Annotated in this window: 13 protein-coding genes and 1 tRNA gene; 5 read left to right on the top strand and 9 right to left on the bottom strand. The window is 69.3% G+C overall.

The genetic code is table 11. From position 1 onward, the window contains the following. Positions 1–4 precede the first annotated feature (4 nt). From mnhG to QZV84_RS05410, 6 genes are all read right to left on the bottom strand, one after another. Entirely contained in the window at positions 5–370 is a 366-nt protein-coding gene (mnhG, locus tag QZV84_RS05435) for a monovalent cation/H(+) antiporter subunit G (RefSeq protein ID WP_292826495.1), read from the bottom strand. Continuing rightward, positions 367–636: a monovalent cation/H+ antiporter complex subunit F gene (locus QZV84_RS05430; RefSeq protein ID WP_292826492.1), complete on the bottom strand. Its 270-nt coding sequence runs from the start codon at positions 634–636 to the stop codon at positions 367–369. Before QZV84_RS05430 ends, mnhG begins: the two co-directional genes overlap by 4 nt. Next, a complete protein-coding gene (locus tag QZV84_RS05425) occupies positions 633–1,193 on the bottom strand; it encodes a Na+/H+ antiporter subunit E (RefSeq protein WP_292826489.1) in 561 nt (186 codons plus the stop codon). Before QZV84_RS05425 ends, QZV84_RS05430 begins: the two co-directional genes overlap by 4 nt. Positions 1,194–1,312: 119 nt before the next feature. After that, positions 1,313–2,875 (bottom strand): Na+/H+ antiporter subunit D, encoded by a 1,563-nt coding sequence (locus QZV84_RS05420; RefSeq protein WP_292826486.1) that lies wholly within the window; start codon positions 2,873–2,875, stop codon positions 1,313–1,315. Next, positions 2,872–3,495, bottom strand: coding sequence for a Na(+)/H(+) antiporter subunit C (locus QZV84_RS05415; RefSeq protein WP_292826483.1), 624 nt, complete (start codon positions 3,493–3,495; stop codon positions 2,872–2,874). The genes QZV84_RS05420 and QZV84_RS05415 overlap by 4 nt, the downstream gene beginning before the upstream one ends. Continuing rightward, complete coding sequence (locus QZV84_RS05410; protein ID WP_292826480.1) at positions 3,495–6,452, bottom strand: Na+/H+ antiporter subunit A; 2,958 nt, start codon at positions 6,450–6,452, stop codon at positions 3,495–3,497. Before QZV84_RS05410 ends, QZV84_RS05415 begins: the two co-directional genes overlap by 1 nt. A 237-nt stretch (positions 6,453–6,689) precedes the next feature. Here QZV84_RS05410 and QZV84_RS05405 point away from each other — a divergent pair, with 237 nt between their 5' ends. From QZV84_RS05405 to QZV84_RS05385, 5 genes are read left to right on the top strand one after another with little or no spacing between them, the layout of a single operon-like run. Then, a complete protein-coding gene (locus QZV84_RS05405; RefSeq protein WP_292826477.1) occupies positions 6,690–7,943 on the top strand; it encodes an MFS transporter in 1,254 nt (417 codons plus the stop codon). Between the two features lie 30 nt (positions 7,944–7,973). Further along, on the top strand, positions 7,974–8,669 hold the full coding sequence (nucS, locus tag QZV84_RS05400) for an endonuclease NucS (RefSeq protein ID WP_292826474.1): 696 nt from the start codon (positions 7,974–7,976) through the stop codon (positions 8,667–8,669). A 20-nt stretch (positions 8,670–8,689) separates the two neighbouring features. After that, positions 8,690–9,373: an HAD hydrolase-like protein gene (locus tag QZV84_RS05395; RefSeq protein ID WP_292826471.1), complete on the top strand. Its 684-nt coding sequence runs from the start codon at positions 8,690–8,692 to the stop codon at positions 9,371–9,373. Continuing rightward, a complete protein-coding gene (locus QZV84_RS05390; protein WP_292826469.1) occupies positions 9,366–10,631 on the top strand; it encodes a hypothetical protein in 1,266 nt (421 codons plus the stop codon). Before QZV84_RS05395 ends, QZV84_RS05390 begins: the two co-directional genes overlap by 8 nt. Positions 10,632–10,688: 57 nt before the next feature. After that, complete coding sequence (locus tag QZV84_RS05385) at positions 10,689–12,761, top strand: DUF2156 domain-containing protein (RefSeq protein ID WP_292826466.1); 2,073 nt, start codon at positions 10,689–10,691, stop codon at positions 12,759–12,761. A 51-nt stretch (positions 12,762–12,812) separates the two neighbouring features. Here QZV84_RS05385 and QZV84_RS05380 read toward each other — a convergent pair whose 3' ends face one another. From QZV84_RS05380 to QZV84_RS05370, 3 genes are all read right to left on the bottom strand, one after another. Beyond that, positions 12,813–13,019 carry a cold-shock protein gene (locus QZV84_RS05380; RefSeq protein WP_091485579.1) on the bottom strand — a complete coding sequence of 69 codons (207 nt, stop codon included), beginning with the start codon at positions 13,017–13,019 and terminating at the stop codon, positions 12,813–12,815. Positions 13,020–13,268: 249 nt separating this feature from the next. Then, positions 13,269–14,474: an MFS transporter gene (locus QZV84_RS05375; RefSeq protein WP_292826457.1), complete on the bottom strand. Its 1,206-nt coding sequence runs from the start codon at positions 14,472–14,474 to the stop codon at positions 13,269–13,271. A 151-nt stretch (positions 14,475–14,625) separates the two neighbouring features. After that, positions 14,626–14,709 (bottom strand) — tRNA-Leu (locus tag QZV84_RS05370). Between the last annotated feature and the right edge of the window lies 1 nt (position 14,710).

Below are 14,710 nucleotides of genomic sequence, written 5' to 3'. Positions count from 1 at the left end.
ACGGTCAGCCGCCGGCCGCCGGCGGAGTCTGCTTCGACTCGGCGAGCTCGTCCACGAACAGCGACCGCTCGTCGATCGTGCCGTTGCGGTAAGCCTGTCGGCCCACCACGTGCGCCGACAGCGGCGCGGTCGCGAGCTGCATCAGCACGACCGGCACGAGGAACGCGACGACGGGCCACGACCGCAGCGACAGCGCGATCGCCAGGCAGATGAGGATCAGCCCGAGCACCTGCGGTTTGGTGGCCGCGTGCAGGCGGGCCGGCACATCGCGGAAGCGCAACAGGCCGATCGCGGCGGTGAGGCACAGCAGTGCGCCGAGCAGGATCAGCACGAGGGCAGTCCCGTCGAGGGCGGCATCCAGGTCGATCATCGGCCGACATCGTCCTTCCTTGCGACGAACCGCGCGATGGAGATCGAGCCGAAGACGCTGACGGCCGCGATGACGAGCAGCACCGGCAGGGTGCGGGTGTGCTGGTTGATCGCCATCTCGGCGCCGAGCACGCACATCACCAGGGTGAGCAGCACGTCGGAGGCTGCGGCGCGGTCGAGTATCGACGGGCCGACGACGATCCGCCACAGCGTGAGGAGCCCGGCGATGCCGAACACGATGTAGATCGCGAGGAGCAGGATGTTCACGCGGTGCCTCCTCGCGCCTCGGCGGGCGGTACGTCGGGGCTGACCTGAGCCAGCTGCGCGCGCGAGCCGACGGCCCGCACGATTCTGCGCTCCCAGCCCAGAACGCTCTCGCGCTGGGCCTCGACATCGACCTCGTCTCGCACCCCGATGACGTGCAGGTAGAGGATGCGCCGGTCGCGGTCGGCGTCGACGATGAGGGAGCCCGGAATGAGGGATGCCGTCACCGCGGTGTGCGTCATGATCAGGTCGTCGTCGATTCGCAGCCGCACGGCGATGATCGCCGCCCCCGGCTGGCGGCGGAAGTCCAGCACCTGCCAGGCGACCGTGAGCGACCCGCGCACAACGGCGCCGAGGAAGGTGAGCACGAAGACCAGGCCGTACCAGAGGTTCACGCGGCCGGAGAACTCGACGGGGGGCAGACGGAACACGCGGGTGACAGCCACTGCGGCGATCAGTCCGGTGAGGAACGCCAGCACGGTGAACTGGCCCCAGAGCAGCATCCACAGGGCGATCAGCCAGACGAAGAACGGCAGCTGCCGCCAGATCTGCTGGAGCACGCTGCGTTTGCCTGTTCCCTCGGGCGGCCCGTTGCCCCGGCCCGGGTCACCTGCCGAGTGCCCGGCGCTGTGCATTGCCGATGCGTGAGGGGGCCGGGAGGTGTGGTGGATCGGCGCGGTCATCGTCCGGCCTCATCCTGCAGCTGCGAGATGCTCACCGGCTCGAGCAGGCTCGCGCCGATGCGCGTGCACACCTCATAGAGCGGTCCGGCGAACACCGTCAGGCCGATCGTCACGGCGACCATGCCCGCAGTCGCTGCAGTCATGATGCGCGGGATGACGCGGCGCTCGGTCTCGACTGCCGCGGCCGGTGCCGCGCCGAGGTATGAGATGCGCGCCTCGGTCTCGGCCGAGTCCTCATCCTCACGCCAGAAGGCGAGGTTCCAGGCGCGCATCAGCGCGTACAGCGTGAGGAGCGAGGTGACGATGCCGCCGACGATGAGCACCATCATGATCGGCGTGCCGACTTCGGCGGCCGCGTCGAACAGCGCGTACTTGCCGATGAAGCCCGAGAAGGGCGGGAGACCGCCGAGGTTGATCGCGGGGATGAAGTACAGCACCGCGATGACCGGGGCGGCGCGCATGAGTCCTTTCACACGGAGGATCGACGTGCTGCCGGCTTTGCGCTCGATGAGTCCCACGGCGAGGAACAGCGTCGTCTGCACGACGATGTGGTGGACCATGTAGTAGATCGTCGCGCCGATCGCCGCAGGCGTGGCGATCGCGAGCCCGAATACCATGTACCCCACGTGGCTGACCAGCGTGAACGACAGGATGCGTTTCAGTTCCGCCTGCGCCAGCGCGCCGAGCACGCCGACGATCATCGTCGCGAGCGCCACGACCAGCAGAGCGAAGTTCAGGTCGTTCTCGCGGAAGATCAGCGTCTCGGTGCGGATCATCGCGTACACGCCGACCTTGGTCAGCAGTCCCGCGAAGACAGCCGTCACCGGCGCGGGTGCGGTCGGGTAGGAGTCGGGCAGCCAGAACGACAGCGGGAAGACCGCGGCCTTGATGCTGAAGGCGAGCAGCAGCAGAACGTGCAGCACTGTCTGGGTCTGCTGCGGAAGCTGAGTCATGCGCTCGGAGATCTGGATCATGTTCACCGTGCCGAGTGCTCCGTAGATGATCGCGATCGCCGCGAGGAACAGGATCGACGACACGAGCGAGACCACGACGTAGACGACGCCCGCCCGGATGCGCGACTCGGTGCCGCCCAGGGTGATGAGCACGTAGGAGGCGACGAGCAGGATCTCGAAGCCGACGTAGAGGTTGAACAGGTCTCCGGCGATGAAGGCGGCGAAGATGCCGGCCGCGAGGATCAGATACGACGGGTGGAAAATCGAGACCGGGGTGTCCTCGTCGCCGTCCGCAGCGCCCTGGCCTACGGAGAAGAGCAGCACCGCCAGCAGCACGATGCTCGAGACCCCCACCAGCAGCGCGGCCAGCCGGTCGACATAGAGCACGATGCCGAACGGGATCGGCCAGTTGCCGACCGAGACGGCGATCGGGGCGTTGCCTGCGTCGACGGCGATCAGCAGCACGGCCGCGATTGCGAGCACGACGGTCAGCGTCATGACCGAGACGGCGACCTGCGCTCTGCGGTGCCGCCCGGCGATGAGGGTGATCGCCGCGCCGAGCAGCGGCAGGGTGACCAGCAGGGGGACCAGGGCGCTCACGCTCATGCGTCACCGCCGTCCCGATGGGGCTCCGCCCCGAATCCCCCGTTCGCCGGCGCGCCGCCCTCGGGAGGATCCGGCGGACGGATGCGGCGCGGCGGCTCTTCGGAGCCACCGGCCGGCCTGTCGGTGGGGGCGTCGTCGCGGATGCCCGCGAAGTCGCGGCTGCCCAGCACCGTGATCGGCGAGATGTCCAGGCCGACGAAGTCGGTCGTCGAGTCGTCGGCGCCGAGTCCGCTCGCGTCTTGCATCGCGTCTTCGGCCGTCGCAGCGCGGACACGCAGTGCGAGGTCCTCGACGTCGTCCTCGACGGTGTCGGCCTGGCCGAGCTGCCAGGAGCGGTAGATCAGGGCGAGCAGGAACGCCGAGATCGCGAATGTGATGACGATCGCGGTCAGGGTCAGAGCCTGCGGGAGCGGATCCGACATCTCGTCGGTGGAGGCTGCGGCGCCGAAGAACGGCGCGACGCCGGGCTGGCCCATGACGATCAGCAGCAGCAGGTTCGTCGCGTTGCCGAGCAGGAGGAAGCCGATCAGCACCCGGGTGAGGCTGCGCTCGAGCATCGCGTACACGCCGCAGGCGAAAAGGACCGCCATCACGACGATGAGGACGAGCGAGACATCCATCAGGCGCTCATGCCGCTCGGAGGGTTCGAACCTCTCACCGGGGCCGCGTCGCGCAGCTCTTGTGCCTGCCGGTCGACCTCGGCGCCGAGACTGCGCAGCACATCCAGCAACAGGCCGATCACGACGAGGTACACGCCGATGTCGAACAGCGTCGAGGTCACGAACTCGATGTGCCCGATCACGGGCAGTGTCGCCTCGAAGAAGAAGCTCGTCAGCGGCGGGGCGCCGAACAGCAGCGGCACGATCGCGCACGCGACTGCGATCGACATGCCGACGCCGAGGAGTCGCCCGGCGTCGGTGGGCGCGGCCGCGCCGAGCTCGTAGCGGCCGCCCGCGACATACCGCATGACCAGAGCCATGCCGGCGATCAGACCCCCCGCGAAGCCGCCTCCCGGAAGGTTGTGGCCGGCGAAGAGCACGTACAGCGACACGATGATGATCGAGTGGAACAGAATCCGCACGATCACCTCCAGCAGGATCGAGCGGTCCTCGGGGCGCACTCGCTGGCCGCCGACCAGCCACGCCATGCGCTGGGAGCCCGACGCCTCCGCGCGCGGGCGCACGCCGTGCTCGGTCTCGACCAGCGGGCGCCGGGTGCGCGCGGCCGCGGGTGGCAGCGGCGCTGTCGACCGTGACAGCGTGTCGGCGCGGTGCGTCACGAAGACCAGCGAAGCCACGCCCGTCGCAGCCAGGATCAGCACCGACAGCTCGCCCATCGTGTCCCAGCCGCGCAGGTCGACCAGCGCGACGTTGACCACGTTCTTGCCGTGGCCGAGCTGGTAGGCCAGGTCGGGGAACGACTCCGAGATCGGCTCGGCCGAGCGGGCGCCCGTGGCCACCATGGCGACGAGTGCCATGGTCACACCGACTGCTGCCGCCAGCACTGCCCGGGCGATCGGCCGGACCGTCGCGTTGTGCTCGCCCATCCGTGAGGGGATCCGTCGCAGAACCAGGGCGAAGGCAACGAGTGTCACCGTCTCGACGAGGATCTGCGTCAGCGCCAGGTCGGGGGCTCCGCTGGTGGCGAACAACAGCACCATGCCCAGGCCCGTGACCGACACGAGCACGACTCCGGTGTAGCGCTTGCGGGCAAGCACGGCAACGAGGCCGGCGGCGATCATGATCGGTGCGACGACGAGCTGCATCGGCGTCTGGTAGGCATCCAGCTGGGCCTGCCAGTCCGATCCGGCGAGCAGCGCCGTTCCCTCGGCCGCGACGAAGACGACGAAGATCGTGCCGACGTACACCGGCAGCGAACCCCGCTGGGTCAGGCTCGTGGTGATGACTGAGAGCCGTGCGATCCCCCGAAGCGTCGCGTTGTAGAGGTCGGCGGCCGTGAAGGGCAGCATCCGGCGCTGCCATCCCGTCGCGTTCACGAGCAGGCCCAGCGCCACTCCGGCTGCGATCGTGCCGAGCGAGATCCACAAAGCCGGTTCGAGGCCGTGCCACAGCGCGAGGTGGGCGGGGTGCTCCGGCGCAGCGACACCGGGGCTGGATGCCGGAGCCGAAGCCGCGTACGGGGCGATCACGACATCGAGCAGGGGTGCCGCCAGACCCGCGACCACCGTCAGTGCCGACAGCAGCACCGGTGCGCCGAGGAAGCCGATCGGCGGGTCCGGCCACTCCGTGCGCGGCATCGCGACGCCGCCGGTCTTCTTGGTCCAGAAAGCTCCCCAGAAGAACCGGATCCCGTAGGCGGCCGTGAGAATCGACCCGAGCACGATCCCGATGAGGGCGACGATTCCCCATACGGCTCCGCCGGCCGCTTCGTGCAGGAACGCAGCGATGATCCCCTCCTTCGCGACGAAGCCGATCGTCGGAACGAAGCCGACCATCGAGGCGAGCGCGATCGCCGTGAACGTCGCCATGACGGGCGCCTGCCGGCCCACGCCGCTCAGCTCTCGGATGTCGCGCGTGGAGAGCTGCCGATCGATGACTCCGACGACCAGGAACAGTGCGGACTTGAAGAGCGCATGGCTGATCAGCAGGGCGATGCCGGCGAGCGCGGCATCCTGGATGCCGTAACCGAGCACGACGGCCAGGAACCCGAGCTGGCTGACCGTGCCGAATGCGAGGATGCGCTTCAGGTCGGACTCCCGCAGTGCCTGCAGGCCGCCCAGGAGTATGGTCACCACGCCGAGCAAGACCACGATCGGCCGCCACAGCGCAGAGCCGGCGAAGACCGGGGCGAACAGCGCGATGAGGTAGATGCCGGCCTTCACCATGGCCGCGGCGTGCAGGTACGCGCTCACCGGGGTGGGAGCTGCCATCGCCGCGGGGAGCCAGAAGTGGAACGGGAAGATCGCCGACTTGCTCAGCGCGCCGACCAGGATCAGCACGAGCGCGGCATCGACCACGGACCCGGTCGGAGCCATCGCGAGGATCCCCGAGATGCTCGTGGTGCCGGTCTCGACCACGAGCAGCACGACGCCGATCAGCATCACGAGGCCGCCCAGCGAAGTGACCAGCAGCGCCTGCAGCGCGGCGCGGCGGCTTGCGCCGCGACGGTTGTAGAACCCGATCAGCAGGTAAGACAGCACGCTGGTGAGCTCCCAGAACATCACCAGCACGACGAGGTCGTCGGTGACCACCAGTCCGTACATCGCCCCCGAGAAGGCGAGCAGAACCGCCGAGAACTGCCCGACGCCCTCGATATGTCCGCGGAAGTACCAGCGGCAGTAGAGCATCACGAGTGCGCCCACGCCGGTGACGATGAGCGCCATGACCCATGAGAGCGTGTCGAGCCGCATCGAGAGCTGGATGCCGAGGGACGGGATCCACTCGAACGTCTCGAACGGAATGTGCCCGGCGAGGACCGCAGGGGTCTGGATCGCGGTGTAGACGAACGCGGCACCCGGCAGGAGTGCCCCGACGTAGAACGCGCGCGCGCCGATCCGGGCGACGAGCCACGGCAGCACCAGCGGAAGGAGCGCGAACGCGCCGAGGAGGATCAGCATGCGCAGCCTCCTCATGGATCGTCAGCCGGAATGCTCGTCCGGTGCGGACACGGCTGCGGCTCGGGCGAGGGGGGAGTCCGATCCAGTCTATCCAGGCGGGATCCGACTCAGCCGCGCGGGCCGAGCGGGTCAGCGCGTGCAGCGATGGTGTTGCCTTCGCGAAAAGAGCAGGTGAATCGGATCGATGCCGCCGTCTCCCGCGAGAGGTCGCTCAGCGCGCGGCCGTACCCTTGTCGCATGGATTCCGCGCTCGCCCGACCCCAGCTGGGGCGGTGGCGCACCGCCGTCTTCGCGATCTTTCTGGCCAGCGGCCTGTCGATCGCCACGTGGGCGGCGCGCGTGCCCGATATCAAGCATGCCGTCGGGGTCGACAACGCCCGGCTCGGCCTCATGCTGCTCGCCGGCGGAATCGCGTCGATCCTCGGTGTGTCGGTCAGCTCGATCCTGCTCGCCCGCTTCGGCGCGCGACGCGGGATGCTGGGCGCGATGATCCTGTTCGGCATCGGCGTCGCGCTCATCGGCTTCGGCGCGAGCGTCTTCGAATCACCCCTGGTCGTCACGCTCGGACTGCTGCTGTGGGGCTTCGGCAACGGCGCGGTCGACGTCATGATGAACGTCGAGGGCGCCGCGATCGAGAAGCAGTCGGGCAAGACGATCCTGCCGCTGTTCCACGCCTTCTTCAGCTTCGGCACCGTGATCGGCGCAGGCCTGGGGGTCGCGGCGATCGCGATCGGCATGAAGGTGGTGACCCACCTCAGCATCATCGCCGTGATCATCGTCGTGATCGCGTGCGTGAGCGTCGCGAACGTTCCCGCGCGCGAACTCAACCTCGACACACCGGCCGCTGCGCCGAAGCTCGCCCTGCGCGAGCGCCTGCACATCACCCTGTCGGCTTGGCGCGAGCCGCGCACGTATGCGCTCGGCGTGATCCTGCTGGGCATGGCGTTCGCCGAAGGCGGGGCCAACGACTGGCTCGCGCTGGGCATCGTCGAGGGCCACGGCGCCGACAAGGCGCTGGGCGCTGCCGGACTCGCGGTCTTCTCGGTGAGCATGACGGCGGTCCGCGTGTTCGGCGGTCCGCTCGTGGACCGCTTCGGGCGCGTCGCGACCCTGCGCGTGCTCGCCGCCACGGCGACCGTCGGGCTGCTGCTGTTCATCCTCGCGCCGACCGTGCCGCTCATCTTCGTGGGTGCGGCCCTGTGGGGCGCCGGCGTCTCGCTCGGGTTCCCGCTCGGGATGTCGGCTGCCGCCGATGACCCGGCCAAGGCCGCCGCCCGCGTGAGCGCTACGGCGACGATCGGCTACATCGCCTTCCTCGCCGGCCCGCCCCTGCTCGGACTCATCAGCGAGCACATCGGCCTGCTCAACACCCTGTACATCCTGGTCGCGCTCATCATCGCCTCGGGTCTCGCGTCTCCGGCGGCGCGCCCGATCGGCGGTTCGACGGTGGGCGCGGGGCACCCGCACAGGCAGTCCGAGCACGCCGGGTGACTCACCCGGGTCGCCGACTAGGCTCGACGGATGCGCCTCGTCATCGCCCGCTGCTCGGCGGACTACACCGGTCGGCTCAACGCGCACCTTCCCCTTGCGACGCGACTCCTGGTGCTGAAGGCCGACGGCAGCGTGCTCGTGCACTCCGACTCGCTGAGTTACAAGCCACTGAACTGGATGAGCCCGCCGTGCACGCTCACCCTGCAGGCGCCCGATGAGGCGGATGCCGAGGACGGCGTCGTTCAGATGTGGAAGGTGACGCACGCCAAGACCGGCGACGCGCTCCTGGTGCGCATCCACGAAGTCCTGCACGACACGTCCCACGAGCTCGGGCTCGATCCGGGGCTGGTCAAGGACGGCGTCGAGGCCGACCTGCAGCGCCTGCTCGCCGAGCAGGTCGACGTGATCGGTGACGGACTCACCCTCGTGCGCCGGGAGTTCCCGACCGCGATCGGTCCCGTCGATCTGCTGCTGCGCGATGCCGCCGGCGGCACCATCGCCGTCGAGGTGAAGCGTCGCGGCGACATCGACGGCGTCGAGCAGCTCACGCGCTACCTCGAGCTGCTCGGACGTGATCCTCACCTCGCCCCGGTCACCGGGGTCTTCGCCGCGCAGGAGATCAAGCCCCAGGCGCGCGTGCTGGCCGCCGACCGCGGCATCCGCTGCGTGACGCTGGACTACGACGGCATGAAGGGCGTCGACTCCGGCGCGCCTCGGCTTTTCTGACGCGGGGTAGCGTGAGAGCCATGGGGAGCAGATCGCCGTGGACGTGCCTGTTGTGGGACGTGGACGGCACTATCGTGGATGCCTCCGACGGCATCCTGCGCCGACTGACGATCACTCTCGAGCATTTCGGCAAGACGGCGCCCACGCGCGCCGAGCTCGTGCACTGGATCGGACCGCCGATGTTCGAGTCGTTCCAGGTCGCCGGCGGCATGTCGCCCGACGGGGCCGCCGAGGCCGTCTCGTTCTACCGCACTCTCGGCAAGGCCGACGGGTACGCCACCGGCGCGAAGCTCTTCCCCGGCGTCGGTGAGCTCATCACGGAGGTCGCCGCGGCCGGCATTCCGCAGGCGACCGCGAGTTCGAAGCCCGAGATCCAGGTCGATGCCCTCATGGACCACTTCGACCTCTCGCCCTGTTTCACGGCGATCGTGGGCGCCACCTCCGACGAGCGGACGCTCGCCGCGAAGGCAGACATCGTGGCTGAGGCTCTGCGCCGGCTCGAGGCGGCTCGCGTCGACACGAGCCGCCCCGTCCTGATCGGCGACCGGCACCACGACGTCGAAGGCGGCGCCGCGTCCGACGTGCCGGTGATCTTCGTGCGCTGGGGCTTCAGCTGGCCGCACGAGGCCGCCGGCGCGCAGGCCGCGGTCGCCACGGTCGAGGAACTGCGCGACCTGCTCCTGATCCGGGATGCCGATGGCTGAGGTCGTCGCCGGGTTGCTGTCCTGGGTGGTTCCGGCACTGGTCGTCTTCGGCGTCGCCGCCATCGCCGTCGCGGTCATCGCCTGGGCGATCCGCGCCGCGCGGCGCTCTCCGCGCGCCCGCGACGAGGCAGACGCGCTCCGCGCCAAGGCCGGGGTGGCACTGGTGCGGCTGGATGACGCGGTGGACGAGCTCGACCTCGAGGTCGGGCTGTCAGGCGCGCTCTACGGCGGCGGCTCGCCGGCATCCCTCCGCCGCGCCCGGCTCACCGCGCAGCACGTCCGCGACGACTCGTTCGAGGAGTACCGCGCCATCTCGGAACCGGATGCCGCCCCGGTCGAGATCCGGCGCGTCGCAGCCCGCATCGAGCGCCGCAGCACCGAGGCCCTCGCGACGATCTCGGCCGCGCGCGCCGAACACGCGGACTGGGTGCGGGCGAACGTATCCGCCGCAGCTCAGGTCGCTGCCGCCCGCGAACGCCTGGCAGCGCTGCGCGCGACAATGGGGGATCCGGCCGCGCTCGTCGCCGAGCTGTCGTCGAAGTTCGCCGAGGACGAGTGGTCCGATGCCTCGCAGGCCGCACGCGCCGCGATCGACCATGCCGCCGAGGCGGAGCGTTTGCTCGCCGCCGCCGCCCAGACCGCGAACGACCCGACACGCACCGCCCTGACCGACCTGGCCGCCGCCGAGCGCGCGCTGCGCCGCGCCGAGGCGGAGGCGCGCACGCTGGAGGAGGCGCACCGGCTCGTGACCCAGGCTGCGCAGGCCGTGCCCGGCGAGATCGCCGGCGCGCGCACCGCGCTGCGACAGGCCGCCATCACGCGAGAGCAGCTCGACCCCGCCGATTCCGCGCGGCTGGGCGCCGAGCTCCGTGTCATCGATGCCGAACTGACCGAAACCGAGATCGATGCCACTCGCCGGCCGACGCGCACGGTCGACCGCATCGCGCGCCTGCGCGACCGGCTCGACCTGGCCCTGGGCGATGCCCGCACCGCCCAGCAGCGGATCCGCGGCGCACGCACCGCGCTGCCCGGCACGCTGGCCGCGGCCCGCAACGCGCTTTCGCATGCCGAGTCCTCTGTCGCGCACACGCGAGCGAGCGCCGACGCTCGCTCGCGGCTGGCGTCGGCTCAGCGGGAGCTCGCCTCGGCCCGGCAGCTGCCCGATCCCGTGGAGGCACTCGATGCCGCTCGCCGGGCGATGCGGGATGCCGAAGACGCGCAGGCACTCGCGAATTACGACCGACTCGGCGGCCGGTGATCCCCTTCGCCGTGCCCTCTCCAACGTGGCGCGAGGGCGCGCCGCTATCGTGATCCCATGACCGACGCCGTCGAGACCGAGCCGCGCCATCCCGTGCTGAACGTCTTCGGCAGGATTCCGGCGACCCTCACGATGATCGCGGTCATCCTGGCGGTCGGGGTCGTTTTCGCGGGGCTGTGGAGTCCGTTCGAGGACAACCCGCTGTACGAGCCGGTCGCCTACGGTCTGCCCGCGCTCCTCGAGGGCCGCTGGTGGACTCCGATCACAGGCACGTTCTTCGTGAACCACCCCCTCGTGTACGTCTTCACGATCGGCAGCTTCGTCGGCATGGGGTATCTCGAGTTCCGGCGCGGGTCCCGCGTCGCGCTCGCCTACTTCGGCGTCGGCCAGCTGTTCGCGATCTTCGCCGGCGCGCTGCTCCTCTGGCTGTTCGCGTTGCTGCCGTGGCCGTGGGCTCAGCAGGAGGCACTCGCCCTCGATGTCGGCCCCTCCGGCGGAACAATGGCATGCCTGGCCGCGGCTGCCGGACTGCTGAACGCGCCGTGGCGGGTACGCGCGTGGGCGATCCTGCTCGGATTCTCTGCCGTGACGCTGTTCTTCTGGGGCTCGCTGTCCGATCTCGAGCACGCCCTCGCCATCGGCTTGGTGCTGTTCGTCGACCGGTCGTTGCGCTTCCAGCGCACGACCGTGCGCGAGCAGCGGCTGATCGCGTTCGTCAGCGTTCTCGCCTTGCTTGCGATCGACGTGCTCACCTTCCTCGTCCCGACGGACGGACCGTTCGGCCACACCGACGCCCGGGACGGATCGCTGATCGACCTCGCCATCGACGCCGTGATCATCCTGATCATCGCGAACGGTCTGCGGCGGGGCCGGCGATGGGCATGGGTGCTCGGCGTCATCCTCGGCTCGTTCAACGTTCTGACCGGCGTGGTCTTGGTCGGGCTGATGTTCGTCCCCGGCGCGAGCATCGAGAGCTCGGTCGGCGACCCGAGCGTGGCGATCGCCCAGTCGGCGATCTGGCTCGGGCTGCTCGTCTACCTGATCTGGGTGCGGGGTGCTTTCCGCGCGCGGCGCAAGGCCACGATCGGCGTCGGCGACGAGCCGACGCTCGATGAGGTCAAGGAGATGCTGCGCAGTCACGGCGGCGGCACGCTGTCGTGGATGACGACGTGGGGCGGCAACAGCTATGCACGCACCTCCGGCGGGATCGTGGCATACCAGAAGCGAGCAGGGGTGGCAATCGTGCTCGCCGATCCGCTCGGTCCGGCCGCATCGCGCTCCGACTCGGTGTCGGAGCTCATCGCGATGGCCGAGGGCGCCGGTCTGATCCCCTGCTTCTTCAGCGCGAGCGAAGCGACGAAGGATGCTGTTCCGACGACGTGGCGCAACATCGTGGTGGCCGACGACACGATCGTCGACCTTCCCGGGCTCGAGTTCACCGGAAAGGCCTGGGCGGCCGTCCGCACCTCGATCAATCGCGCCGGCCGCGAAGAGGTGACGTTCCGGATGACCCGCCTGCGCGACGAGAGCTGGGGAGTGCAGCAGCAGCTGCGCGCGATCTCCGAGATGTGGGTGGGCGACAAGGGTCTTCCCGAGATGGGATTCACGCTCGGCACCCTGGACGAGGCGATGGATCCCGAGGTTCGTCTGGCGATCGCGGTCTCCACCACGGGCGACGTCGAGGGATTCCTGTCCTGGCTGCCGGTATACGGCGAGCATGGAAAGGTGCGTGGTTGGACGCTCGACCTGATGCGCCGCCGCGACGGCGGCTTCGGCCCGGTGATGGAGTTCCTGATCGGCTCGTCAGCCAAGCTCTTCTCGGAGGAGGGCGCCGAGGTGATGTCGTTGTCCGGCGCTCCGCTGGCTCACGATTATCCGCCGGATGCCGGAGCCATCGCCAGTCTTTCGGACTGGCTCGCGAACATGCTCGAGCCGGTCTACGGCTTCGGCTCGCTGCACCGGTTCAAGGAGAAGTTCCACCCGCGCTACGAGACGATGTACCTGCTGTTCCGCGACGAGAGCGATCTCACCCGCATCGGTGCGGGGCTGACGCGCGCATTCCTTCCCGACGCCACTCTGCGGCAGTTCGCCGGCGCAGGGGTTGAACTGGTGCGGGGCGAGCGCGACTGAATCGCAACTCGCCCCGCACGAACGTGGCGCGAGCGCCACGAGATCGGTCGACTAGACCGGACGAATGTTCTCAGCCTGCAGGCCCTTGGGGCCCTGGGCGACTTCGAACTCGACGCGCTGGTTCTCTTCAAGCGAGCGGTAACCGCCCGACTGGATCGCGGTGTAGTGCGCGAAGACGTCGGCACCGCCATCATCAGGAGCGATGAAGCCGAAGCCCTTCTCCGCGTTGAACCACTTGACCGTGCCCTGGGTACTCATGTAATGCCGTTCTGTTGTGCCCGAGCCATCTGCGTCGAGTCCCACTCAGGCTACCGAATCACGATGTGCTGCGGGCAAATCTCCGCAAATAAGGTGACACAAACGTTGCACGGCCCATCGCACGCCCGGGCTGAGCAAGACACTCGAAGCCCGGGCGTCGACGGATCCCCCCGGATAGGCCACGCGCATGGCGTGACATCGCTCACTCTACCGATATCGCGGGGCCACGTCATCGCGCTCCATCGGCGGTCAGGATGCGCGCTTGGACTGCCAGCGGAGGGCGTAGAGGGAGGCGATTATCGCGAGCACGAACGGGATCTGGGGTGTGACCAGCGCCGGCTGGAAGCCGGCGGTGTCGGCGATCACCCCGCTCACCAGCGGCCCGATGATGGCGGCCACGTCGAAGACGATCCAGTACAGCGCCACACCGAGGCCGCTGCCTCCCAGCGGGACATCGCCCAGCATCGCTGCCGGCACAGCCGCGAGAGCACCTCCGGCCAAGCCCATCAGGATGAATGCGACGATCAAGACGGCGAACTCGCCCGTCAGCGCGATCAGGACGAAGGCCACCATGCCGGCGACGAGGCCGGAGATGAGCGGCAGACCACGGCCCCAGCGGTCGGATGCGGAGCCCGCAGCCGCGGAGCCGATGACCTGTGTGACAGCGCCGACCGTGAGCAGCACCCCGATGATCGCCGTCGCGAAGCCCAGCGCGCCGAGATAGAGGGGAATGGTCGTCGTGCGGACTCCGTACAGCGCCCAGCCCACAGCGAAGTGGCAGCACAGGGCGGCGATGAATACCGGGTTGGACAGAAGTGTCGCGGCCACGGTCCGCGTCTTCACTGGGATGCCGTCCTGGCCTGCAGCGTCCGACGTTCGGACGTCTTTCGCCTCGCGAAGGGCGAAGAACGCGACCACTGCGGCACAGAGCAGGACGACTCCGTAGAAGATCAGCGGGAGGCGGGGGTTGGCGACGGCGAGGAATCCCCCCACTGCGGGGCCGGAGATCGCTCCGAGCGAACTCGCCGCGAAGTAGGTGCTCATCCCGCGACCCCGTAGATGGGCGGGGACGAGTGCGAGCAGCAGTGCCGTCGCGGATACGGTCAGCGCAGCACTGCCCAGGCCGCTGATGGACCGGAAGACCAAGAACAGCGTCCCGTCAGGCGCGAGGCCCGCGAGCACACTGCACACCGACTGCAGGACGAGACCGCCGAAGAGTACGGAGCGCAGTCGCCAGCGTTTGAGCAGGCCGCTGAATCCGACATTGGCGATCAGGCGGAAGGCGGCGAACCCGCTGATCGCGATGCTCGCGGCGGTGATGGAGATCTGGAACAGATCAGCCAGCGCCGGGAGGGCCGGGCCCACGACCCCGTATCCCATAGTCGTGAGGAATGTGACAGAGGACAGAATCCATACGGCCTTGGGGAGCCGCTCACGCCCCGGTTCTCGAGTCATCGGCTGAGCACGCGATTCGTGGCGGCGAAGACGGCGTGGGATGGCTGTCCGAACATCGGGGGTCCCTCCGGGCGTGACCCGCGAGCACTTCGCCCCGGGAAATAGGTGAGCCCCTGACTGGTGATCCCAGGTCAGGGGCTGATCCTTGTCGTGCGCGAGGGGGGAGTTGAACCCCCACGCCCTTTCGGGCACTGGCACCTGAAGCCAGCGCGTCTGCCTATTCCGCCACTCGCGCG

This window comes from Microbacterium sp., from assembly GCF_011620715.1.
Classification (GTDB): Bacteria; Actinomycetota; Actinomycetes; order Actinomycetales; family Microbacteriaceae; genus Microbacterium.
The sequence above is the reverse complement of the archived record's forward strand: the minus strand, read 5'-3'. Positions and strand labels throughout refer to the sequence as shown.

Bases quoted from the DNA above. Each gene is read 5' to 3' on its own strand.
- mnhG (WP_292826495.1), bottom strand. From the start codon at position 370: ATGATCGACCTGGATGCCGCCCTCGACGGGACTGCCCTCGTGCTGATC.
- QZV84_RS05420 (WP_292826486.1), bottom strand. From the start codon at position 2,875: ATGAGCGTGAGCGCCCTGGTCCCCCTGCTGGTCACCCTGCCGCTGCTC.
- QZV84_RS05415 (WP_292826483.1), bottom strand. From the start codon at position 3,495: ATGGATGTCTCGCTCGTCCTCATCGTCGTGATGGCGGTCCTTTTCGCC.
- QZV84_RS05410 (WP_292826480.1), bottom strand. From the start codon at position 6,452: ATGCTGATCCTCCTCGGCGCGTTCGCGCTCCTTCCGCTGGTGCTGCCG.
- QZV84_RS05405 (WP_292826477.1), top strand. From the start codon at position 6,690: ATGGATTCCGCGCTCGCCCGACCCCAGCTGGGGCGGTGGCGCACCGCC.
- nucS (WP_292826474.1), top strand. From the start codon at position 7,974: ATGCGCCTCGTCATCGCCCGCTGCTCGGCGGACTACACCGGTCGGCTC.
- QZV84_RS05395 (WP_292826471.1), top strand. From the start codon at position 8,690: ATGGGGAGCAGATCGCCGTGGACGTGCCTGTTGTGGGACGTGGACGGC.
- QZV84_RS05390 (WP_292826469.1), top strand. From the start codon at position 9,366: ATGGCTGAGGTCGTCGCCGGGTTGCTGTCCTGGGTGGTTCCGGCACTG.
- QZV84_RS05385 (WP_292826466.1), top strand. From the start codon at position 10,689: ATGACCGACGCCGTCGAGACCGAGCCGCGCCATCCCGTGCTGAACGTC.
- QZV84_RS05380 (WP_091485579.1), bottom strand. From the start codon at position 13,019: ATGAGTACCCAGGGCACGGTCAAGTGGTTCAACGCGGAGAAGGGCTTC.
- QZV84_RS05375 (WP_292826457.1), bottom strand. From the start codon at position 14,474: ATGACTCGAGAACCGGGGCGTGAGCGGCTCCCCAAGGCCGTATGGATT.